At 65.0% G+C, this 24119-nt stretch carries 10 protein-coding genes; 7 read left to right on the forward strand and 3 right to left on the reverse strand.

What is annotated here, in order from left to right:
* Positions 1-17 precede the first annotated feature (17 nt).
* Positions 18-962: a sulfite exporter TauE/SafE family protein gene (locus H507_RS14125; RefSeq protein WP_022909102.1), complete on the forward strand. Its 945-nt coding sequence runs from the start codon at positions 18-20 to the stop codon at positions 960-962.
* Positions 962-1618, forward strand: coding sequence for a sirohydrochlorin chelatase (locus H507_RS14130; RefSeq protein WP_022909103.1), 657 nt, complete (start codon positions 962-964; stop codon positions 1616-1618). Before H507_RS14125 ends, H507_RS14130 begins: the two co-directional genes overlap by 1 nt.
* Positions 1619-1622: 4 nt before the next feature.
* Here the strand turns inward: H507_RS14130 and H507_RS0102240 are convergent, their stop codons facing one another.
* From H507_RS0102240 to H507_RS14135, 3 genes are all read right to left on the reverse strand, one after another.
* Positions 1623-2552, reverse strand: a complete 930-nt coding sequence (locus H507_RS0102240) for a LysR family transcriptional regulator (RefSeq protein WP_022909104.1) — start codon at positions 2550-2552, stop codon at positions 1623-1625.
* An 85-nt stretch (positions 2553-2637) separates the two neighbouring features.
* Complete coding sequence (locus tag H507_RS0102245) at positions 2638-4083, reverse strand: sugar porter family MFS transporter (RefSeq protein ID WP_022909105.1); 1446 nt, start codon at positions 4081-4083, stop codon at positions 2638-2640.
* A gap of 77 nt (positions 4084-4160) precedes the next feature.
* Entirely contained in the window at positions 4161-6827 is a 2667-nt protein-coding gene (locus H507_RS14135; RefSeq protein WP_022909106.1) for a UvrD-helicase domain-containing protein, read from the reverse strand.
* Positions 6828-7217: 390 nt separating this feature from the next.
* Between H507_RS14135 and H507_RS0102255 the strand changes: the two genes are divergently transcribed.
* The 5 genes from H507_RS0102255 to H507_RS0102275 all read left to right on the forward strand — a co-directional run bounded on the left by H507_RS0102255 (position 7218) and on the right by H507_RS0102275 (position 24119).
* Positions 7218-7919 (forward strand): nuclease-related domain-containing protein, encoded by a 702-nt coding sequence (locus H507_RS0102255; protein ID WP_245558806.1) that lies wholly within the window; start codon positions 7218-7220, stop codon positions 7917-7919.
* Positions 7920-8031: 112 nt separating this feature from the next.
* Complete coding sequence (locus tag H507_RS18410; RefSeq protein WP_022909108.1) at positions 8032-10881, forward strand: helicase-related protein; 2850 nt, start codon at positions 8032-8034, stop codon at positions 10879-10881.
* On the forward strand, positions 10878-15491 hold the full coding sequence (locus H507_RS0102265) for a restriction endonuclease subunit M (protein ID WP_022909109.1): 4614 nt from the start codon (positions 10878-10880) through the stop codon (positions 15489-15491). Before H507_RS18410 ends, H507_RS0102265 begins: the two co-directional genes overlap by 4 nt.
* Before the next feature lie 76 nt (positions 15492-15567).
* Complete coding sequence (locus H507_RS0102270; protein WP_022909110.1) at positions 15568-21906, forward strand: DEAD/DEAH box helicase; 6339 nt, start codon at positions 15568-15570, stop codon at positions 21904-21906.
* The gene (locus H507_RS0102275) at positions 21906-24119 is read left to right on the forward strand and encodes a 3'-5' exonuclease (protein ID WP_022909111.1); all 2214 of its coding nucleotides are present in this window, start codon (positions 21906-21908) and stop codon (positions 24117-24119) included. Before H507_RS0102270 ends, H507_RS0102275 begins: the two co-directional genes overlap by 1 nt.

Raw genomic sequence — 24119 nt, forward strand, 5'->3', positions numbered from 1 at the left:
CCGGAAGGAGCCCACCCATGCGCAAACTCATCGGTCTGGCCATCGTCGGACTCATCGCCCAACTCGTCGACGGTGCCCTCGGTATGGGCTACGGCGTCACCTCGACCTCACTGTTGCTGATCGCGGGCCTGACGCCCGCAGCAGCCTCCGCCTCGGTGCACCTGGCCGAACTCGGCACCACCCTCGTGTCGGGCATCTCCCACCACAAGTTCGGCAATGTGGACTGGGGGCTGACCATCCGGCTCGGCATCCCCGGGGCCGTCGGCGCCTTCCTGGGGGCGACCCTGCTGTCGCGGTTGTCGACCGAGAGCGCCACACCGGTGATGGCCGGACTGCTGTTCGTGCTGGGCGCCTTCCTGCTGACCCGGTTCGTCCGGGTGGCGGGCCATGCCCAGGTGCTGAAGCCGGGCAAGCTGCCCACCGGCTTCCTCACCCCGTTGGGGCTCGTCGGTGGATTCGTCGACGCCACCGGGGGAGGTGGCTGGGGTCCGGTCTCCACGACCACCCTGCTGGTCGTGGGACGCACGAAGCCGCGCACCGTCGTGGGTTCGGTCGACACCTCTGAATTCCTGGTCACGATCTTCGCGTCGTTGGGCTTCCTGCTGGGTCTCGGCACCGCCGGCATCAACCTCGGCTTCGTCGCAGCCCTGTTGCTCGGAGGACTGGTCGCCGCTCCCATCGCTGCCTGGCTGGTGAGCCGACTGCCGTCCGCGGTGCTCGGAACCGGCGCTGGGGCGCTGATCGTCGTCACCAACCTGCGCACCCTGCTGAAGAACTTCGGCGTCTCCGCCGACGTGCGCGCCACGGTGCTGGCGACGGTCGGTGCCACCGGTGCCCTGCTGGTGGCCATCGCGGTGCAACGCCACCGGGCCCGGGTGCTGCGCGAACGCCGCGACGAAGCGTTGCTGGCCGGTAGCCTCGACTCCCTCACTGCTCCCGAACAGGCAGGAACCCCCGCCTGATGTCGCGCCCGATCGTCGTCGCCGCCCACGGCACCCGTTCCCAGTTGGGTCAACGGACGATCACCCGCGCCGCCGAACTGTTGGCGTCGGCGACCGGGGCGGCGGTGACGGTCGGGTGGATCGACGTGCTGGAACCGACGGTGGACGAGGTGGTGGCCGGTCTCGACTCACCGGTGGTCGTCCCGTGGCTGGTGGGCGGGGGTTTCCACCTGCTGGTCGACGTGAAGAGGGCCGCGGCGGCCAACCCCGGAGCGACGGTGCTGGCGCCCGTCGGCGACTCGCCGGGCCTGGTCGATGCGCTGGTGGAGCGGCTGGGCGACCAGGCTTCCGACGCCGCCACCCCCGTGGCCCTGCTGTGGGCCGGTTCCCGGATGCCCGTGGCCCAGGAGCGGGTCGCCGAGATCGCGCGCCGCCTGGGGGAGCGGGTCGGTCGTCCGGTCACCCCGGTTGCCCTGGCTGCGTCCGCGGTGCCTGCGGACGAGGCGGTGAGTGCCCTGCGCGAGGGTTCGGACGAGCCTGCTGCCGTCAGTCTCCTGCTGGCTCCCGGCTACTTCCATGACCTGGCCCGGGAGGTCGCCGCAGTCACCCACCCCATCGGCACCCATCCGGCCCTGATCGCGGCGGTGGCGCGCGACTACGCCCACCTGGACGACTGAGGCCTCAGCCCACGGGTTGGTCGTCCGGTACGGCCTTGCAGGCGTTGGTGCGCAGGGCCTCGAGAGTGGCGGCCACGGCGGGCACCCGCTCGAGGTCCTCGGTGGTGACCACGTGGATCTCGCGAACCGTCCGCTGCGCCAGCCGCTTCACCACCACGTCATCGTTGTGCGTCGAGTGTCTGATCAGGTCGGGGATCATCGCCACCCCCAGTCCGGCTGCCACGAACCCCTGGACGGCGACATAGTCCTCGGTCTCGAACGACAACTTCGGCTGGAAGCCCGCGTCCGCGGCCACCTGCAGCAGGTGTCCCCGACACCGGGGGCAGCCCGCGATCCAGTCCTCGTCGGCCAGGTCGGCCATGTCGACGACCTCGTCGCCGGCCAGGCGATGCGTGGTGGGCAGCGCCACCCTCACCTCCTCGGTGAGCAGGTGGTGGACGACGAAGTCCTCGAGGTCCTCGCCCCGTCCCACGGGCGAGCCGGGGTAGGAGAAGGCAACGGCCAGGTCGCACTCGCCCGCCCGTAGCGCCGCAATCGACTCGGGGGGCTCGGCCTCGGTGAAGGTCACCTGCACGCCGGGGTGCTGGCTGCGGACATGGGCGAGGGCCCTCGGCACCAGGGTCACCGAGCTCGACGGGAAGGCCATCAGGCGCACGCGCCCGCTACGCAGCCCGGTGATCGAGGCGATCTCCTCCTCGGCGGTCGCCAAGGCCGACATCACCGGGACGGCTGCCCGGCTCAGCACCTCGCCGGCCTCGGTGAGGCGCACGTTGCGGCCGACCCGCTCGACCAGGACGGTGCCAAGTCGCTGTTCCAGTCGCTTCACCATCTGCGAGACGGCGGGTTGTGAGTAACCGAGGTGCAACGCGGCGGCCGTGAAGCTCCCGTGTTCATCGATGGCGCGGATCACGCGCAGTCCGGCAGCGTCAATCATGAGCCCAGTGTACAAGCTCACATAAGCGCACGTTATCGAAGTCGCCAGTTTGTATCGCTCAGCGTATGGATCTGAACTGCCTGGCTCAGACGGTCTGGGTCTCGGGCTGGGGCCTGCGGCGGCGGACGGTTGCCTCATCGGTCATGTCCTCCAGTTCGATGCCCTTCGTCTCGGGCACCCTCAGCCACACGAAGACGAACGACAGGGCGGCAAAGGCGGCGTAGAGGCCGTAGGCCAGGGTGAGGCCCACCGCCGAGAGGGCCGGGAAGGTGGTTGAGATCACGAAGTTGGCGACCCACTGGGCGGCGGCGGCCACGGCGAGGGCTCCGGCGCGGATGCGGTTGGGGAACATCTCGCCGAGCAGCACCCACACCAGCGGACCCCAGGTGGCACCGAAGGCGACCACGAAGGCGTTGGCGGCGATCAGCGCGATGGTGGCCCACGGCTGGGGGAGGGACACCTGGTCTCCGGTGCCCTGGCTGAACGAGAAGGCGACGGCCATGGTGCCCAGTGCCACGGCCATGCCGACCGAGCCGACCAGCAGCATGATGCGCCGTCCGACCCGGTCGACCAGCAGGATGGCCACGATCGTCACCACGATGTTGGTGATCGAGGTGATGACGCTGGTGGTGAGGGCCTGCGACTCGTCGAAACCGACCGAACGCCACAGGGTGGTGGAGTAGTAGAAGATCACGTTGATGCCGACGAACTGCTGGAACACCGACAGCAGAATGCCCACCCACACGATCGGCTTCAGACCCAGCGCCGACCCGCGCAGGTCGGAGAACGACTCGCGCTTCTCGCTGGCGATCGACGAGCGGATCTGCTCGATGCGCAGGTTCACGTCGAGCTCGCCGGTGAAGTCGAGCAGCACGGCCGAGGCCTTGTCGACGTCCCCGCGGGCCACCAGGAAGCGGGGGGACTCGGGCAGGCGCAGCGACATCACGCCGTAGACGAGGGCGGGGATGGCGGCGACCATGAACATCCAACGCCAGGCGGGCAGTCCGAGCCACAGCACGTTGGCGGCGCCCCCCGCGACATTGGCCAACAGGGCATTCGACAGCAAGGCGACGAAGATGCCGCTGACGATGGCGAGCTGCTGCAGGGAGCCGAGGCGTCCGCGCACGTGGGCGGGGCTGACCTCGGCGATGTAGGCAGGGGCGATCACCGATGCGGCGCCGATGCCCAGGCCGCCGATGACGCGCCAGACGATCAGGTCGACCACGCTGAACGCGAGCCCCGAGCCGATGGCCGAGATCAGGAAGAGTAGGGCGGCGACCACCATCACGGGGATGCGTCCGCGGCGGTTGGCGATGGGTCCGGCGAACCAGGCGCCGATCGCGCAGCCCAGCAGGGCGGACGAGACCGCGAACCCGGTGAGGGCCGCCGACAGGGTGAACCGATCGCTCAGGGCATTGACGGCACCGTTGATGACGGCGGTGTCGAAGCCGAACAGGAACCCCCCGAGTGCTGCGGCGAGCGCGATGACGATGACGCGTGGATTGACGCGGGCGTGTCCGGTGTCGGCCATGGGGAGTGCCTCCTGGGTTGGGTCCGGCCGTTCACCCTACCCCTGCGCAGATTCTGGCCAGCTGCGAGCGACCCGGATCAGCTCGGGCCGGCGGGACGGCGGTGGCTCACCGCCCGCGGCTGCCCGCGATCGACATGGCGGCAGGCCGGGAAGGTCGAACATCCCAGGAAGGGGCCGTGCTGGCTCGTCCGCGCCACCAACACTCCCTGTCCGCACGCAGGGCATGGGCGTGCTGCGGTTCCGTCGGGGCTCTCGACCCGCACACGCGGATCCGTGAGCAACTCCGCCACGAACGGCGACTCCGACCCGATGACCGTGATCACGGTGACACTGTGCCTGGCTCGGGTGAGCGCCACATAGAAGAGACGCCGTTCCTCCGAATGCGGGAATCCGTCGGACGAAGCCATAGCCAACCCCAGCACCGGGTCGTCGTGGTGCAGGCTGGGGAAGCCTCGTCGTCCGGTGGTGACCCTGGGCAGGATCACATGGTCGGCCTCCAACCCCTTCGAGCGATGGATCGTCCGGTAGGTGACGTCGACCCCCTTGATCGTGGCGCGCGAGAGGTACTTCTGGTCGTCGCGGTAGCGTCCCAGCACCTGCACGGTGACCGGCTCGTCCTCGGGGGACCGTCCCTCACCCAGCTCTTTCAGCCGCTTCCCCACCACCTCGGGAATCGCCCCCTCGTGCGCGACGCGGATGATGGTCACCGGCTGGGCCACGCCGGGGTGCACCGACCGCACCAGTTTGTGGATCTGTGCGGGGTTCCGGCGGACGAAACCCGAGGCCACGTCGCTGATCGACTGGGAGCTGCGGAAGGTCGTCTGCAGGTGCACTGTGGTGGTGGGTCCGAACATGCGGGCGAAGTCGGTCATCACGGACAGGTCGGCGCCGGCGAACCGGTTGATCGACTGCCAGTCGTCGCCGACGGCGAGCAGGGTTCGTCCCGGACCGTGCAGCAGCGCCCGGGTCAGCCGGGCGCGCGCCTGGCTGGCGTCCTGGAACTCGTCGACCATCACCAGTCGGTGGTCGGTCAGGTTGGGACGCTGCTCCAGCAGGTCGGCGGCCTTCACCAGCATGTCGTCGAAGTCGATGCTGTGGTGTTCGCGCAGGTCGGCCTCCCAGCGGTCGTGCACCTGCCAATAGAGCTCCAGGAACCTCAGCGTGCGTGGGGTCGGCTTCTCGGGCAGTCGGGAAGCCACCTGTTCGCGGGTCAGGGAGTTCGACTTCACGTGCGTCATGAAGGTGCGCATCAGTTGCACGATGCGCTTCTGGTCGACCGGGGGCGCTCCCGGAATCGGACGGTCGGCGTCCCACTGCAGCTCGAGCCCGTGGGAGCGCAGCTGGGTGGCGAGCGAGGTGAGCCCGTCCGGCTGCATCACCCCGTGCCAGGTGGTCTCGATCAGCGGGGTTCCGTGCCGCTGGTGGAGTGCCTTCTTCCATCGCATCGATTCGCGGTAGCCGGTGAACTCCCGGGGTGGGCGGCCCTCGGCGTCGAGGGCCCAGTGTTCGTGCCAGACGCCGACGTCGGGGTAGTGGAAGTCGGGACGGTACTGTCCGTGGCGCGAGTCGCTGACGTCGTGGTCATAGGGGTGTTCGTAGGCGTAGTTGACCCCGTGCATGAACAGGAAGTTGGCGATCATGCACTCGCCCTCACTGCGGACGATCTCACCGCGGAACGTGCGGAGCCCGGCGCGGCCACTGGCCTTGTCGTAGCTGTCGGCGGACTTCGATCCCTCGGGAGCGGGGGGAGACCCGAACAACATCCGGAAGACGTCCCACTGCTGGCGGAACCGCGGAGATTCCTGCCGAAGCCGCTCGATGATCCCTGCCAAGTGGGCGAGTTCCTCGCCGTTCTCCACCCATGGCGCGATGCGGGGCTTGCGGCCGGTGGCGAGGCCGATGAGTTCCAGCCCGAAGCCGTGGAACGTGGCGACCTTGACACCTTCGCTGGGGATGCCGAGTGCCGCGCACCGGCTGGTGACGCGTTCGGCGAGTTCGACCGCGGCGTCGTTGTTGAAGGCCATCAGCAGGATCTGCTCGGGCGGCACCAGTCCCCGAGCAAGGGTGTAGGCGGTGCGGGCGACCAGCACGGACGTCTTCCCCGACCCGGCAGCGGCGATCACCCGGATGCGACTGTCCTCACACAACACGACATCGATCTGTTCCTCGGTCAGGGGGCTGCGTTCGACCTTGGCCAGGAAATCGGTCCACGACTGTCGCGTGTGGGCGGTGACCTGCGCATTGGCCCGGGCGACGGCCTGCCAGGGGTTCTGGTCGATGCGGGTGAGCACGGCAATGTCGTCCGACGTCAGCAGCGGCATCACCAACCGCACCTCATCGGGCTTCAGCCTGCCCAACACCGCACCCGACCCCACGTGCCCGGAAATGGCGCTTGCCGCCTCGTCGTGATTGATCCATCGGTGGGTCGCGGCGCGGTCGGACAGAAAGGCATCGAAGGTGCGCCCCCACTGGGCCGCCGACGCCAGCATCGGACGAATCATCGCCAGCGCTAGGTGACACTGAATGGCGCTTCGCACCTCGGCGGCAGCACGGTGGGGCAGTCCGGACAGTTGCAGGTCGGGTCGCCCCTCGACCACCAGGCAGTGCCCCAGCAGTCCGCGACGGACCGAGAGTTTGCGGACGTCGTAGCCGTGGAAGACCTCGGAGCCACGGGCGGTGGTGAGCACGAGACCGCGTTGGTCGTGGTGCAGCGTCCAGCCACGCCCAGCCCAGGATTCCCCCATGAGGCAATTGTGGTGTGGTTTCGGAATGTGCGACAAGCTGTGTCCCAAATACTTCTCCCACAGCGTCGATTGGGCTCGCCGCCCGATACGGTGGGCGCGACAATGCTGAGGGAGTGGGGGATCATGTCGGCAGAACAGGCGGACGAAAATGTGGCGACGGTGCCACGCAGTGACCACGCACCCTTGGGTGAGAAGCGGATGAAGCTGCGATATGCAGGAAATTGCCGCTTGTGTGGCGTGGAATTGCCGGCGAAGGCCGATGCCATCTACGAACGCGACAGCAAGACAGTCCGGTGTGTGGTGTGTTCGTCGGTAGCGGTCGAGGAACCCAGTCCAGAGCCTGTGGCTGAGGTGATCCCGGCGCCGGAGTCGGTGCCCGTGTCTGTGGACGTGGCTGTCGACGTCGCTGTGGCGACGCCCGCGCCCGAGCCGATGCCCGTGGTGGAGGTGGTCGACGACTCCGGGGTGGCCGGGTCGTCGGCACGCCGGGAGTACGAGCGACGCAAGGCCAAGGATGAAGCCCGCACCCGCGAGAAGTGGGGACGATTCGGCGGGTTGGCCGTCGCGCTGTCGGACGAGAAGCAGAGCACCAAGGCCTGGGCGATCGGCGCCGTGGGCGAGGAGAAGCTCGGGGCACGGCTCGATGGTCTGGCGGGCGATCAGATCGCGGTGCTACACGACCGACGGATCCCCAAGTCGCGGGCGAACATCGACCACATCGTCATCACGCGCGGTGGGGTGTGGGTGATCGACGCCAAGCGGTACAAGGGACGACCGCGGCTGGTGATCGAAGGCGGATTCCTGCGGCCACGGGTTGAGAAGGTCTACGTCGGCTCACGCGACGGTACCCCGCTGGTCGACGGGGTGATCAAGCAGGTGGGGTTGGTGCGTGGCGTCGTTCCTGAGGTTCGGGTGAACGGAGTGCTCTGTTTCGTGGAAGCGGATTGGCCGCTCATCGGTGGATCGTTCACCAGCAGGGGAGTGATGGCGCTGTGGCCGAAGAAGCTGATGGCGATGCTGCGAGAGGACGAGGGGACGATCGACGTGGCGTCGACAAGGCAGGTGCTGGCTGGGGTGTTCAAGGCGACATGACCGCAATGACCGGCAGCCGTCTTCCAAGCGACCATGGAGTGCACCTGTTCTCTGTGACAGTCGATAGGTTGACCGTTGTGATGACGAGTGACCAACGCAGGAGTGACCATCGATGAGTCAGGTGGGTGACTCGCTGTTGGCGGCTGGCTCGGTGCTGTTGATTCGGGACGAAGAGTGGCTGGTCACGCGTGCAGAGCGGGCCAGTGACGGTGAGTGGTTCGTCACGGTGCAAGGTCTCTCCGAGTTGGTGAGGGACACATCTGCAACGTTCTCAACAGCCCTCGATGAGATCCAGGTGCTCGACCCGGCCGAGGCTGTCGCCGTCGCTGATGACTCACCAGGGCACCGTCGGTCGCGTCTCTGGCTTGAGGCCATGGCCCGCAAGACTGCCGTGCCCATCACAGACCCTGCCCTGACCGTTGCGGCACAAGGTCTCGCAGACAGCCTCCCGTATCAGCTGGCCGCCGTGCGGAAGGCGCTGTCACCCGACAACCTGAGGCCCCGCATCCTTCTTGCCGACGCTGTCGGCCTCGGCAAGACGCTGGAGATGGGCATGATTCTGTCGGAGCTTGTGCGCCGTGGGCGCGGAGAGCGCATCCTCATCGTGACCCCGCGACATGTTCTTGAGCAGATGCAGTTTGAGATGTGGACCCGGTTCGCACTTCCATTTGTGCGCCTCGATTCCGTTGGTATCCAGCGCATCCGACAGAAGCTGCCGGGTAATCGAAACCCATTCGCGTACTTCAAGCGCGTCATCATCTCCATCGACACGCTCAAGAGCGATCGCTACATCAATCACCTCCGCAAGCAGCACTGGGATGCCGTCGTCATCGATGAGAGCCACAACGTCACCGGGGCATCGCAGAACAACCGACTCGCGCGCCTGCTGTCCAGCCGCACTGACGCCCTGATCCTCGCCTCGGCGACGCCGCACAACGGTCGCAAGGAGTCCTTCGCGGAGCTGATCCGGATGTTGGAGCCGAGTGCTGTCACTCCTGACGGAGACCTTGTCGAGGAAGAGGTGACGCGCCTGGTCATCCGTCGGCATCGCCACAGCGAAGAGGTCGCGAGTTTCGTCGGCGCCGACTGGGCCGAGCGGCTTCCGCCCGACAACCAGATCATCAAGGCGTCCGCGATCGAGAACGAGATTGCTCGAGAGCTCGACGAAGTGTGGCTTCACCCCTCCAGCGGCAAGAGTCCCTACTCAGGGCCGAACTCCTCGCTGTTCCCGTGGACGCTGGTCAAGGCGTTCCTGTCGTCGCCTGCCGCACTGCTCGCCTCGGCCACCGAGCGGCGCAAGCGCCTCGGCCACGATCTGTCTCACGCCGCGCTGATCGAGAAGGCGGCTCTCGAGCGTCTTGAGGTGCTCGCCCAGCGCGGCCTGAAGGAGCCCACCGCGAAATACGACGCCCTCCGTGCACATCTCACGAACATCGGCATTGGCAAGGGCAAGCCGACGCGGGCCGTCGTCTTCGCAGAGCGCGTGCCAACACTGCACTTCCTGCGCGAGAAGCTCTGCAAGGACTTCGGCTTCACCAAGGACGAGGTTCAGGTGTTGCACGGTGGCCTGACCGATACCGATCAGCAGGCTGTGGTCGAGTCGTTCAAGCTTGAGTCCTCACCGATCCGAGTTCTCGTTACGGGTGATGTTGCTTCCGAAGGTGTCAACCTCCACCTGCAGTGCCACAACCTGATTCACTTCGACATCCCCTGGTCGCTCATCCGCATCCAGCAACGCAACGGGCGCGTGGATCGGTACGGGCAGAAGCACTCGCCGCGCATCACGACCCTGTTGCTCGATCCGGACGTCGAGAGCTCCCTGGGTGATCTGCGGGTGCTGACCCGGTTGATGGAGCGAGAGCACGAGGCGCACAAGGCTCTCGGAGACTCCGCATCGCTGATGGGGAAACATGACGTCAAAACCGAAGAGGATGAGATTCGCAAGGTGCTGGCGGGTCAACAACGCTTCGAGGATGCCGTCAAAGAGGTCAACGAGGTGGGTGCAGGCGACAGTTTCGACGATCTGTTCGCTCGGCTCCTCGGTGCAGATGGGGGCGGGACTGTCGAGACGATCAATGACGGCCCGACAGGGGTCTACGACGCGGATCTCGACTTCCTGATGGACACGCTCAATGAGGTGCTGGAGACTCCTGGCCTCCCGTGGCCCGACGGTGTTTCGTGGAAACACGCTCCCAACCATCAGATCGCCGATCTGGCTCCATCGCCGGATCTCCGCAAGCGGTTGGAAGTCCTGCCGCAGTCCTACATCAGGGATCGTCAGGTGACCGAGCAGCTCCGCCTCGCCACGACTCTCGAGCGTGGTCAGGCCTCCTTGGAGGCGGCTCGGGGGGCCGGAGAACACACCCTCTGGCCAGAGGCCCACTACCTTTCGCCGCTCCATCCTGTGCTGGATTGGGCTGCCGACCGCGCACTCGCACGGCTCGGTCGCAACCAGGTGTTCGCGGTCCACGGTTCGGTAGACGAGGTGGCCGTTCTCCTGCATGGCACGTTGAGCAACCGCCGTGGTCAAGTCGTGGCCTCGTCCTTCCTCCTGACGAGGTTTGTGGGCGGCGCCCCCGACAAGTTCGCCCTGACCGAGCCACATCCGAGCCTTCGCAGCGCACTGGAGGCTCTGGGCATGGCCGGCAAGAGCGTCAACTCTGGGTCACCTGAAGACTTGGAGAGTCTGACGACGTATGTCGCACCCGCCGTTCGACAGGCTCGGGAGACTCTTTCCACTGTCGTGGATGCAGCCGAGAACGACACACGTGCTCGGGTGGAGGCATGGGCCAACCGGGTCAACAGGTGGGACGACGAGTCCCATGCTCTCGTGCAGCGGTCAGAGATTCGTGATCGCCGGTCGGGCGTGTTGGGGGAGAAGGAGATCGCTGAATCACTGCTCCCAGATCAACGGTTGGTCCGTCCGCTGCTGATTGTTGTTCCACAGGAGGGTGTGAAGTGAGCGCAAGCGACGCGATTCTGATCGGTGAGGACTGGATCAGCGAGCACTACTTCACGACCGACGCGACCAGCCAGTCCTTCAAGGCTCAGGTGCTTGCCCGGCGCAAGGGGTGGGATGAGCAGACTGAGGGTGAGTCGGTACGGTCCCGATTCACGGGGGCACGGGGTTCGCTGCTGGCCCGGTTGGCCTCCCTTTCGGACGCCCCCGACCTCGCTGGTGAGATCCGCAGTGACCTGATTCGCATCCTGGGCTACACCGCCCTCGGGCTGGTCAGCACAGTCACAGGCCCGGTGACCCTTGTGCGGCAGGTGAGCCTTCCCGACGGCCCGGCTGTCGCACTCATTTCCGCCACGCCCGTCGAAACGGCGGAAGACCTGCTGGAGAAGGATGTGGCGACGCTGATCGAGCCATACGTCGTGGACGACTCCACCCAGATCCTGTCCGTCTCTCGATTGCTCTCGGCCATGTTCGTCGAGGACGACGCGCCCGATTTCGCCCTCGTGTTTGCCGGCAGAATCGCATTGGTCGCCGAGCGCGAACGCTGGCCCGAGGGCCGTTACCTTGCCGTCGACCTGCAACTCGTCACCGAGCGAAGCGACGACAAGAAGGGCGGCGAGACTGACACAGCTCTGGCCTGCGTGGCAGCCGAGTCACTGGCGCCGGATGCCGAAGGCAACATCTGGTGGCACCGTGTGCTCGAGGAGTCGATCAACCACACCGTCGGGGTCTCCCAGGATCTTCGCGAAGGCGTCCGCCTGTCCATCGAGATCATCGCCAACGACGTGGTGACGAGACGCGCCGCACGCGGCTTTCCTCCGCTGCCGCAGAGTGAGGCCCAACCACTCGCGAAGCAGTCCTTGCGCTTCCTGTACCGGATCCTCTTCCTGTTGTATGCGGAGGCCTCACCACAACTGGGGGTGCTCCCCACCGGTGCGCCCGAATACGAGCAGGGCTACAGCCTTGACCGATTGCGCGATCTCATCCAGACCCCCTTGACATCTCCGCGCGCCGAGGCCGGATCGCACCTCTACGAGTCGTTGTCGGTTCTCTTCAGGCTTGTCGACGAGGGCTACGTACCTGCGGAGGAGCAGCGGGATGAGGGGCTGGTGCAGGCCCTCACCTTCCGGTCGCTTCGGGCGGACCTCTTCCGTCCCGAAGCCACTGCCCTCATCGACGAGGTCAAGTTGAGCAACGTCGAGCTCCAGCGTGTGCTTCAGAACTTGCTGCTCAGCAAGGAGAAGCGAGGGAGCGACCGAGGCTTCATCTCCTATGCCGAACTGGGCATCAACCAGCTCGGTGCCGTGTATGAGGGCCTGATGTCGTACACCGGGCGGTTCGCCGAGACCGACCTCTATGAGGTGGCCAAGGGCGGGGACGGTTCCAAGGGTTCGTGGTTGGTTCCCTTCGACCGGGCGGGCAGCGTCGATGACAAGGACTTCATTCGCTACGAAGACCCGATCACCGGCGAGCGCAAGCCAGTGCTCCACAAGAACGGTTCGTTCGTCTTCCGGCTTGCCGGACGTGAGCGCCAACAGTCGGCGTCGTACTACACCCCTGAGGTGCTGACCAGGTTCACCGTCGGCCAAGCGCTCGAGGAGCTGCTCGACCAGGGCGGCGAAGCAACCCCGGCCAAGGACGTGCTCTCGATGACCGTCTGTGAGCCTGCCCTGGGATCAGGTGCGTTCGCCATTGAAGCTGTTCGTCAATTGGCAGCCGAGTACCTCGCGCGTCGGCAGGACGAGTTGGGGGAGCGGATCGACCCAGAGGAGTATCCGAAGGAACTCCAGAAGGTCAAGGCGTACCTCGCCCTCCACAACGTCTACGGCGTTGACCTCAACTCCACGGCTGTCGAGCTGGCTGAGATCTCGCTCTGGCTCGACACCATGATGGAGGGGCTGCAAGCTCCGTGGTTCGGCCTGCACCTGCGTCGCGGCAATTCACTGATTGGCGCACGACGCGCCGTCTATGCACGCCATCAGGTGGAGAAGAAGCGGGCGTGGTTGAAAGATGTTCCCAGGGATGTTCCGCTCACCGGCATCCCCGACGCCGAAGGTCGTCTCGGTGCAGCGAGCGGCGGAGTTCACCACTTCCTGCTCCCGGCAGAGGGCTGGGGGTCAGCGATCAATGCCAAGGAGGCCAAGGAAATCGCTCCTGAGGCACTGGAGAGGCTGAAGCAGTGGCGCAAGCAGGTTCTTGTTCAGCCGACGAAGGCACAGGTCGAGACACTCGTCGGTCTTGGACGTCGAGTGGAGACTCTCTGGCAACTCGCATGGCGTCGTCTCTCGATCGCTGAGAGCGAGATCCGCCGCTCGATCGACGTGTGGGGTGCTGACGACCTGCCAGTGGGTGGTGCCGTCACCCGCGACCAGATCGAAGAAAATCTCGCGAACCCGAATGGCGCCTACCGCCGCCTACGTCGGGTGATGGATGCCTGGTGCGCCCTGTGGTTCTGGCCATTGACAGAGGAGACCGCGCCGCCGTCCATTGATGAGTGGATAGAGACGCTCCAGAAACTCCTCGGTCGAGTCGGGAACGTGAAGAAGCAGCACGTGGGTCAGTTGTCATTGGCCTCTGCGGCGGCCTGGGACGACCTCGGTGTTGCCGAAGAGAGCGACCTTGGTTTCGCGATGGTCAGCGACGTCGCAAAGGTCCTCGACGAGCACCCATGGCTGGCTGCCGCAGAGCGCGTCGCCGCGCAACAGGGCTTCTTTCACTGGGAGCTTGACTTCGCCCCGGTCTTCTCGCGGGGCGGATTTGACCTCCAGATCGGAAACCCTCCGTGGGTCAGACCTGACTGGGATGAGGCGGCCATTCTTGCTGAGTTTGATCCAAGGTGGAGCCTTGAGGGCAAGGTCGAAGCGAAGCTCGCCCCGGTGCGTCGGGACGAGACCCTTGGTTCCACGACGGCTCAGAACTACTACCTCGATGCTTTGGTGGGTCAGGTGGCTGTGCGCGAAGCCGTGTCGCATGAAACGAGGTTCCCGCACCTGGTCGGCCTACGGCCAGACCTCTATCGATGCTTCATGGAGCAAAGCTGGCGGCACGCCAAACCAACAGGTTCGGTGGGTCTCATCCATCCTGAGACGCACTTCACCGACGAACGTGCCGGGCTTCTTCGTGCGGCGACCTACCGGCGCCTTCGAAGGCACTGGCAGTTCATCAACGAACTGTCACTCTTCGAGGTGCATCACCTCGTGAGTTACGGCGTCCACGTCTACGGCGCGGCACGCGACGAGGTTTCCTTCCTCCAAGCGACGTCGCTCTATCACCCGGACACGGTCGAGCGGTCGCTCAAACATGATGGTTCAGGAACTGAGCCTGGCCTAAAGGACGACGACGGCCACTGGGACTTACGACCACACGCAGGCCGGATCACGAAGGTCGGCCTGGATGGACTCCGATCCTGGAACTCAATTCTTGGAGAGAGTGGGAGCCCAGCCCTGCACACCGCGATGGTCTACGAGGTGAACAGGACTGCCGCTTCTGTCCTTGCGAAGCTTGGGGCATCGCCACGAGTTGCCAGCAGCGACCTACGATTCAGCCCCGGGCTGATCGAGACCGATGCTCGCAAGAAGCACTTGATCGAGTCCCGATGGGGTGAGCCGTCGACGGCCACCAACGTGGTCTTGCTGGGGCCGAATCTGCACGTCAACAACCCGTTCTACAAGAGCCCCAACCCGACGATGCGGAACAACCTTGACTGGTCGTTGGTGGACACCGAGCGCCTCCCAGTTCACGCCTTGCCGGTCACCTCGTACAAGCCACTTGCGACGGAAGGTCTCTTTGAGAATTCTCACCAGCAATGGGATGGCGTGCCGAGCGTACGCCTTCCTCGCGTCGCGTGGCGCGGCATGGCTGCGAATACTGGTGAGCGAACGCTGATCCCGACTCTTCTGCCGAGTGGCTTCACTCATGTGAACGCGGTCTTCTCGGCCGGCAGCCCAAGAGCGAGCGTCCGTGACCTAGCCTTGGTCCTCGCTTCGATGAGCAGCCTTCTGGGCGACTTCGTGATTCGCAGCGCACCGAAGAGCGGCATCTACATGACCGCCATGACGAGGATTCCACTCCCCAGCGACCGGCGTCTTCTAGACTTCGCCTTGCTCCGGGTCCTGAGGTTGAACTGTCTCACAGAGGCATACAGGGAGTTCTGGGACGGGACACACCTCGAGCGGGTTGCCGAGGACTACTGGACTGGCGGGATCGAGTACGAAGGCCGTCCAGCTCTCGGTGATGTGCCACCGCGGTGGTCGGGATCCGTGCCGCTGCGAAGGTCATCCGATAGGCGTCAGGCTCAGTTGGAAGTCGACGCGCTCATGGCGCTTGAAACGGGGGTGACGATCGAGGAGCTGATCACGATCTATCGCACGCAGTTCCCTGTTCTCCGAGGTTACGACCAGCGAACTTACGTCTTCGACGCGAACGGCAGGCAAGTGCCGTCGTCGCTGCTGCCCGAGATCCGTAAGCATGGGGACGGTCTCCCCGTAGAGCTCAGATCGGTTGTTCACCCGCAGAGCGGTCACACGTATACGTATGAACCCCCTTATCGGACGCTAGACCGCGAGGCAGACCTTAGGCGGGCGTACACGGAGTTCCAGAGCCGACTGATCTGAGAGCTCACGGGGACTTAAGCGGCCCAATGTGACGCGGGCGTCCAATGTGGCGGCCATCACCAATAGAGTCTGTGGAGTGAGTGAACTCCTTCCCGGTGTCCAAGCGCCAGCGATCCAAGACGGCATCTTGGATTACCTGTCGACGACGTTCGCGCTCGCTGACCAAGAAGCTCGCGTGGCCCTCGTGGAGTTCCTTGCTGACCGTACCAACGGCATCTTCAAGGGGCCATACCTGCGTGCGCGGCTGCCGTTCAAGGCCGCAGATGAGGGATGGCGTGACAGTCTGGAATGGTATGAGGGGTTCCCGCCGTACGGTCATCAGGCCAAGGCGTTCGAGCGTCTGAGCAGCCTCGGCGTCGGCGAGTCGAAGCCGAGGCCCCTGCCGACCTTGGTGACGACCGGCACCGGTTCGGGAAAGACGGAGGCATTCCTTTTCCCCATCATCGACCATGTGCTGCGAGCGAAGCGGCGGGGTCAGACCGGGATGAAAGCGCTCATCCTCTATCCGATGAACGCTCTCGCCAACGACCAGGCTCAGCGGCTCGCGTCCATCCTCACGTCCTCTGAGGCCCTCGCGGGGGTGACGGCAGCGATCTACACCGGAGAGCGTGGGGCTGAGCGCTCGAAGGTGTCCAAGGACGGCCTGATCACGCGTCGCGACGTCATCCGCAGTGACCCGCCGGACATCCTGCTCACCAACTACAAGATGCTCGACCAGATGCTGCTTCGCGAGCTCGATGCCCAGATCTGGGCCAAGAGCGCCACAAGTCTGCAGTACCTCGTCCTCGACGAGTTCCACACCTACGACGGAGCCCAAGGCACGGACGTGTCGATGCTTCTTCGACGGCTCGGCCTCGCCTTGAAGTCATACTGGCCGGCTGACGCCTTCACTGAGGCCGAGCGTGCGCGCCCGCTTGGTGTCATTACGCCCGTTGCGACCTCTGCGACGTTGGGAGACAAGGGCGATCCGTCCGCGATGTTGGAGTTCGCGAGGACGGTGTTCGGCGAAGAGTTCGACGAGTCCGCCGTCGTGATGGAGTCACGTCTGAGTGTGGAGGAGTGGGCCGAGGGTGCGGTGTCGCTCGATGCCCGGACCGACCGCGAAGCCATCGAGAATGCCGTCGCTCGCTCTCAGGGCCTCACGGACGGTCGAGCAATCGCTGAAGCGGTGCTGAGCCGGCTGTTCGTCACTGTCACCGGCGGGTCGCCAGTGTTGACCCGGGCCACACCCGAAGTTCTGCTTTCACTCGTCAAGGCCCATCCGTTCACCTTGAAACTTGCCGCGCTCGCCGAGCGGGCACAGCCTCTCGACGTCCTGATCGACGAGATGTTGCCCGGTTTCTCGGCAGATGAACGGAGTCGGGAGACAGCCGAGTCGTTCCTGCTCCTTTTCTCCGCTGCCCTCAGCCATGTGCGCAAGGTCGCCGGACGCGACGCTCTTTCTATTGACCTGCATCTCTGGGTGCGTGAACTCACCCGCATCGACCGCGTGGCCCTCGGTTCGCCGCAGTACCTCTGGTCGGATGACACCCACCTCGGTGGCGCGGGAATCGATGGCGAGGGTTCAAGTGCCCCAGCGTTCCCTGCGGTGTTCTGCCGACACTGCGGTAGATCTGGCTGGGCTGTGATGCGTGCCCCGATCGGCGGCTTCGACCTCACCGCTGATGAGGCCAGCGAGATTCGCCTGGGTCGCCTCACCAACAACGAAGAGTTCAGAGTCCTCATTCATGCCCCGGGAGAGGCCGAGAGTCGGAATCCGTCCGATGCGCCAGCGAAGCTGGACCCCGACGAGCCTCGACTCATGTGGTTCCACACCACAGAACGGCGCGTGGTTGCCCAGCGCCCCGAGGAGGACGCAGAGTCGGCGGCGAGCCGAGTGCTGCCTGTCCTCGTGCATGCCGGGCCCAAGGCGGGGGAGTTCTCCACTAGTGACACCTGCCCGTCATGCATGCAGAGGGATGGGATCCGCTTTCTGGGCTCGGCGATCGCCACCCTGCTGTCGGTCGGCCTCTCGACCATCTTCGGGAGCGACGACCTCGACAAGATCGAGAAGAAGGCTCTCGTCTTCACCGACAGTGTCCAGGATGCTGCCCACCGCGCCGGATTCGTCCAGAGCCGATCCCACAGCCTCACGTTGCGTGCGGTGCTGCGGGGGGCCGTGCAGGATGCCCCGGTCAGCTTGGACCTCCTGGTTGATCGCGCGATGCAGCAAGCCGGTGATGATGCGCACCTGCGTTACCGCCTCATCCCTCCGGACTTCGCCGACCGCAAGGAGTTCGAGGACTACTGGCGGCGGCCCAAGCAAAGTCAGGTGCCCGCGAAAGTCCGCACCCGCGTCAAGCGCCGGCTTTTGCTGGACACGGTTCTCGAATTCGGTTTGCAAGCGCGACTGGGTCGCACACTCGAGCTCACCGGAAGCCTCGCCGCGGAGGTCGACATCACCCCTGAGGTGATGCTCAAGGCCGCTCGCGAGGTCGAGGAGGCAGTTGGTCCGCAAGCCTTCGAAGGCATGGGCGTCACCGACCAGCAACGCATTGGCTGGGTACGGGGCGTGCTCGAGCGAATGCGCACCGACGGTGCCATCGAGCACGAGTGGTTCCGCACCTACCAACGCGAGGACGGGAATCGATTTTCGATCTGGGGCGGGCGTCCCCGCTCTGACGGCATGCCAGCCTTCCCCCGCGGGCGGGGAGCCCCCGCGTATCCGAGAGTTGGAGGTGCTGGAGGCGCCCGAGACAGTGACCTTGTCTCCGCCGGATCCCCCAAGAGTTGGTACGCCGTCTGGACCTCACGGGTGCTCGCATGTACCCCGAGCGAGGGCGCATCCCTCGCCCTGGCGCTTCTTGACCGACTGGCGTCGTTGGACGTCATCAATGTCGTCAACACCAACTCTGGCGCGAAACTGTACGAGCTCCCCCAGCGCGGAATCTTGGTTGTACCCGTGGAGGATGACGGATACAGGGACGGAAGCTACCTCCTTGCCTGTGACGTGTGCCGATCGCCGGTACCCGGAACCAGGCGGGTCGTTCACGAACTCGAGAACCAACCCTGCTTCGTCGTCCGTTGCACAGGGTCGCTGGTGCGAACCAGCGGTCGGCCGGAGAACTTCTACCGGCGTCTCTACCAGGCCGCCGATGTCACTCGCGTGGTGGCTCGTGAACACACCAGCCTGTTGGATGACGCGATCCGGTTGGAGTACGAGAACCAGTTCAAATCCAGTTCGGAGAACCCCCAGGCCCCGAATGTGCTGGTGGCGACGCCGACCCTGGAAATGGGTATCGACATCGGGGACTTGTCCACCGTCATGCTTGCCTCGCTTCCCAAGAGCGTCGCTTCCTACCTGCAGCGCGTCGGCCGCGCAGGCCGATTGACGGGCAGCGCGCTCAATCTCGCATTCGTCTCCGGCAGGGGGGAGCAGCTGCCGCGCCTCGGGGACCCACTCTCCGTCATCAACGGTCAGGTGCGTCCACCGGCCACCTACATCGATGCCGAGGAAATTCTCCGCCGCCAATACCTCGCGTCGGTCGCGGATCGACTGGCGCGACGCGTTGACGCACCGCATCCTGCGACGGCATCCCAAGCCATCGGCGCGGTCGAACCCGGCAGCTACCTGCACGCCATCATCGAATCGGCCGAGACGACCGAAAGCTTGGACACCTTCCTCTCATCATTCGACTCCCTGACCGATCGGTCACAGGAACGCCTCAAGCAATGGGCGACCCCTTCGTCAGGGTCACTCACGAGTCAGCTCTCGGTTCACCTGCATGAGTGTCGACATCAGTGGGCAAGCCAGGTCGAGACCCTCAGGCACCGGATCCAAGAGGTGCAGAAGAGTCTTCCTGAGCTCCAAGAACGAGCTGACCTACCAGCAGCCACGGAGGACGACCATGTTGCACTGCGCACGGCGAAGGCGGCTCTCGGCCTCGCGAGGAAGCAGTTGGGCGATCTCCAGGGCGACTACTGGATCGGTGTGCTCGAAGAACACGGCGTCCTGCCCAATTACACGCTCCTTGACGATTCCGTCACGCTCGACGTGACCATGAGCTGGATCGACCCGGACACGCAGGAGTACATGAGCGAACCGGCCACCTTCAACCGGGGGGCGTCCGCCGCGCTCAGGGAGTTCGCCCCGGGGGCCACGTTCTACGCCCGCGGTTTCAAGGTCCAGATCGATGCAGTCGATCTTGGGTCCGACGGGGACGCTGTCAGGCCCTGGGCCTTCTGTCCCTCATGCGGCTATGGCCAGCTACTTGAAGGCGCCAAGGCCCCTGCGGCATGTCCTCGTTGCGGTGACACGGCGATCTCGGATCTCAATCAGGTACTTCACGTGGTTGAGCTGGAACGGGTGTCTTCAGCCATGAGGCGCGAGGAGGCCACGATCGACGATGGCCGGGATGAGCGTGAGCGAGTCACCTTCCAAGTCGTCACCGCGGCTGATGTGGGCGCGCCTCGCCATCAGTGGTTCGTTCAGGACTACGAGTCGGGTTCGTTCGGTCTCAAGCACCTGACTGACATGACGATTCGATGGCTCAACATCGGGAGGGTCTCCGACGTGGGGTCGGGCCACCGCTCGCTTTCGGGTGAGGAGTACGTTGCCCCGCTGTTCCGCGTGTGCTCGGGCTGCGGCAAGCTCGATGGTCGCACGGGCAAGAACAATCCGAGCGAGCATCGTCCGTGGTGCATGTACCGCAATGCAGCGCAGGAGAGCGTGCGCCAGATTGCTCTGTCACGCACCCTGAAGACGGAGGCGGTCGTCATTCAGGTGCCCGCGGCGATCTCGGTGGGAGATCGTTTCGCCCTGCCGAGCCTCATCGCGGCACTGCAACTTGGTCTCCGGGAGCATCTGGGTGGAGCTCCAGACCATCTGGCATTCGAGCGGATCATCGACCCCTACCTCAGCGACGGCTCTGAAAACCGCGAAGCGGTCCTGATCCACGACACCGTGCCAGGTGGTACGGGGTACCTCGCTGAGTTGGCCAGCCCCGCGAAGATGTACGCCCTGCTTCGCCGAGCATGGGTTCTGGTTCGAGACTGCCCGTGCAGAGATGAAGGTCGCGCTTCGTGCCACCGTTGCCTGTCGCCGTTCATCAACAGCTTCACCCAGAAGTACGTCTCGAGAGCCGCCGCAGAGAGGCATCTCAAGACCCTTCTGATCTCAGGGAGATCCGAAGGGGAGCCGAGCTTGGATCTGGGATGGCAGGTCACTGTGGAGGAAACTGTTCCCTCCGACCAGGAGACCCACATCGAGCAGAAGTTCCGGAAGATCCTCTTCGACCGGCTCACCAAGGGCTTGGGCGCCAGCGTGCACGAGCAGCCCGGGCCGAGCGGGAATCGCTGGAGGATCAACCCAGGGGGTAGTCGAACCTGGGTGATGGAGCCTCAACTCGCGCTCGGGGGGATGCAACCGGATTTCGTGTTCTACAGCAGTGACCCCAACATTCCTCGCCTTGCCGTGTTCTGCGACGGTTGGCGATTCCACGCCAGCCCGGGCATCAATCGGCTCAAGGATGACGCGAGGAAGCGTGCGGCGCTGAGAGACCAGGGCTATCTCGTCCTCGGCCTGACATGGCAAGACCTCATTGACGCAGAAGAGAGCAGCACGACACCACCGTCGTGGTTCGCCGACGCCCGATGGACGGCGGCCATGATGGCGGCAGGCGGAAAGCTCAAGCCGGGACACTTCGACCTCGTCAAGGGTGGGCCCATCGACTTCCTGGTGCGCTGGATCGCTCATCCCGACTCGGCTGGGATCGAAGCACTCTCCGAAGCGCTGCCCTTGCTCCTCGTCGGGGCAGGTGCCCACGGCAAGGCGGGAGACTCGGTGAGCCTGTTGGACCTGAGCAGGGCGTTCCATGACGGGAATCCGCTCCCGACCGACGGTGACCGTCAGGTGTGGGGTTGGCAATGCGACACCCTGACGGTGCTGGCAAGGCGGGTCGGCGCCCGGGGCCACCAGACGGAGGTGGCGGTTCTACTTGATGACCGCAGTGATCGGCTGGGGCCGGCACACAAGGATGCGTGGCGCGAGTGGCTACGGATGGCCAATCTGCTCAACCTTCGACTCCAGTCGGCACACATCACGACTCACTCGCTCGCTGAGAAGTCGCAGGTGAAGGCGACCCCCCAGGGGGTCGAGTTGCCTGAGCCATGGGCATCTCTGTACCACGGCGCGGTGAGCGAAGTGGAGAAGATGCTGATCGCACTGCTTGCAGAGTCGGGTGTGCCCGTCCCGTCCCTCGGCCACGAGACAGCCGGGGGACTGCCCATCCCCGTCTCCTGGCCGGACCGCCACATCGCCGTGGACATCGACCTTGCCGACCCGGACCGCGACGAACTGATGGACGATGGGTGGAAGCTCATTCCCCCGGACCTGGCCGCCATTCTGTCCACCTTCAACACCACCGGAGCTCCCTGATGCCCCAAATCATCCTCGGACCCCAGCAGTACGCGCCCAAGAAGCAGGTGGACGGATCAGTCCGTGGCAAGGCGTACAGCTTCCTGGCCAAGCTCGCTGAAGACGACAGTCTTCCGGGGCTGCACATCGAGCCGATCGTGAACTCCATCGATCCACGAGTGCGAACCGGACGAGTCGACGACTTCTGGCGCGCGGTGCTCTTCAAGGTCCAAGGACACGAGCAGGAGGCAATCTACGTCTACCTGGGCGTGTGGCCGCACGACGCTGCGTCAGCATTCGCCATGCGGGCCCAACTCAAGGTCAATCCCGTCAACGGCATCGCCGAGCTACTGCTTGCCGACGAGCCTGTGGTTTTGTCGCCACCGATCCGTCCCGTCACCCCGGAGCAAACACAGCCTGTCGAACCGCTGCTCGTCCGTCTTGGTCTCACCCTCGCGGCGCTGACCGACGATCTTGGTCTTGACCACGAAGTGGCTGAGTTGGCGCTGGAGTGTCTTGAGGCCGAGGACATCGTGGAACTCGCGGCGCTCGTCACCGGCTGGCAAGGCGTCGCGCTCATCGACCTCAGCGCGGGGCGTTCCATTGAGGCGGTGAAGGAGGCGCTGGCGATCGATGTGGCAGAGGCTCCCGCCTCGGTCGAAGACGCGGATGTCGCTCTGGCCGCAGCGCTCAGCCACCCAGCTGCTCGTCTTCAGTTCGCGTTCATCGAGGACAACGAGGAACTCCGGCGGGCCATCGAAGACGCCGACTTCGCGGCGTGGAGGGTCTTCCTTCACCCCGAGCAGCGCAAGTACGCGGAACGCTCGTGGAAGGGCTCGTTCAGACTGTCCGGCGGCGCTGGCACTGGGAAAACGGTGGTTTTGCTGCATCGGGCGAGGAACCTGGCTCGGAAGAATCCGCAGGCTCGCATCGTGCTCACGACATACAACAAGACCCTCGCGGACTCGTTGCTCCGAGACCTGAGGGTGCTCGACCCGACGCTGACCATCGCCGACAAGCTGGGGGAGCCAGGTGTCTTGGTTCGAGGCGTCGACGCGGCTGCCCGCTCCGTCATTCAGTCAGGTTCACCGGCGCTCGACTCAGCAGTCAGCCGCGTCCTCGGTTCGCGAACCAGCCAAATCGGCAAGGTGACTGACCGAAACGCTTGGCGAGACGCCATTGACTCGGATGGTTCTGGGCTGTCGGCCAATCTCAGGAGCCCAGCTTTCTTCCAAGCCGAATACGAACTCGTCTTGCTGCCCAACCGCGTGAAGACGTTGGAGGAGTACGCCAAGGTCCGCCGGCCGGGGCGTGGCGTGCCTCTCGACCGCAATGCGCGCGCTGCTGTCTGGGCTGTCATCAACTCCTACCGACTCAGCGCAGGTATCCACGGGAGTGCCGACTTCCCGGAAGTGGCGGCCATCGCCGCTGAGGTGCTCAACGCATCAGGCGCTCGGCCCGCAGATCACGTGCTCGTTGATGAGGGGCAGGATCTCAGTCCAACCCAGTGGCAGTTCCTGCGTGCCTTGGCCGAAGAGGGCCCTGACGATCTCTTCAGCGCGGAGGACTCGCACCAACGCATCTACGGCAATCACGTCGTCCTCGGTCGCTGTGGCATCAAGATCGTCGGTAGGTCCCAGCGATTGCGCCTCAACTACCGCACGACGGCGCAGAATCTCCGCTACGCCGTCAGCGTGCTCACCGGCACAGAATTCGTCGACCTCGAAGAAGGGAAGGAGGACGCGAGCGAGTACCGCTCCGCCCGTAGTGGACCCCTTCCCCGACTCATCCCGGCAGCGAATCTCACGGACGAGCTTGACCGAGCGGCGACGGTGGTTCGCACCTGGTTGGATGAACTCAAGGAGGGCGAAGGGCCTGAGACCATTGGGCTCCTGGTGCGAACCGAGAAGGTCGGGGAGCAGCTCGTGCGCGCTCTGGAAGAGCGCCACGTGCCGTCTCGATTCGTCTCAGAAAAGTCCGTCCCCGTCGGGAAGCCTGTCGTCATGACGATGCATCGCGCCAAAGGCATGGAGTTCGCACGTGTGCTGATCTTCGGGGTGGATTCCTCCGCGCTCCCTGCGCCTTTCACTCTCAAGGACGTGCCCGAGGCAGACAAGGCGGACATTCTCCAGCGCGAGACCTCTCTCCTCTACGTGGCAGCGACCCGGGCGCGGGACGAGTTGGTCATCACGTGGGCAGGGGATCCCAGCACGATCCTGCCAACCATGGTCTAG

Origin of the sequence: Aestuariimicrobium kwangyangense DSM 21549 (assembly GCF_000421525.1) — a bacterium.
Taxonomy (GTDB): Bacteria; Actinomycetota; Actinomycetes; order Propionibacteriales; family Propionibacteriaceae; genus Aestuariimicrobium; species Aestuariimicrobium kwangyangense.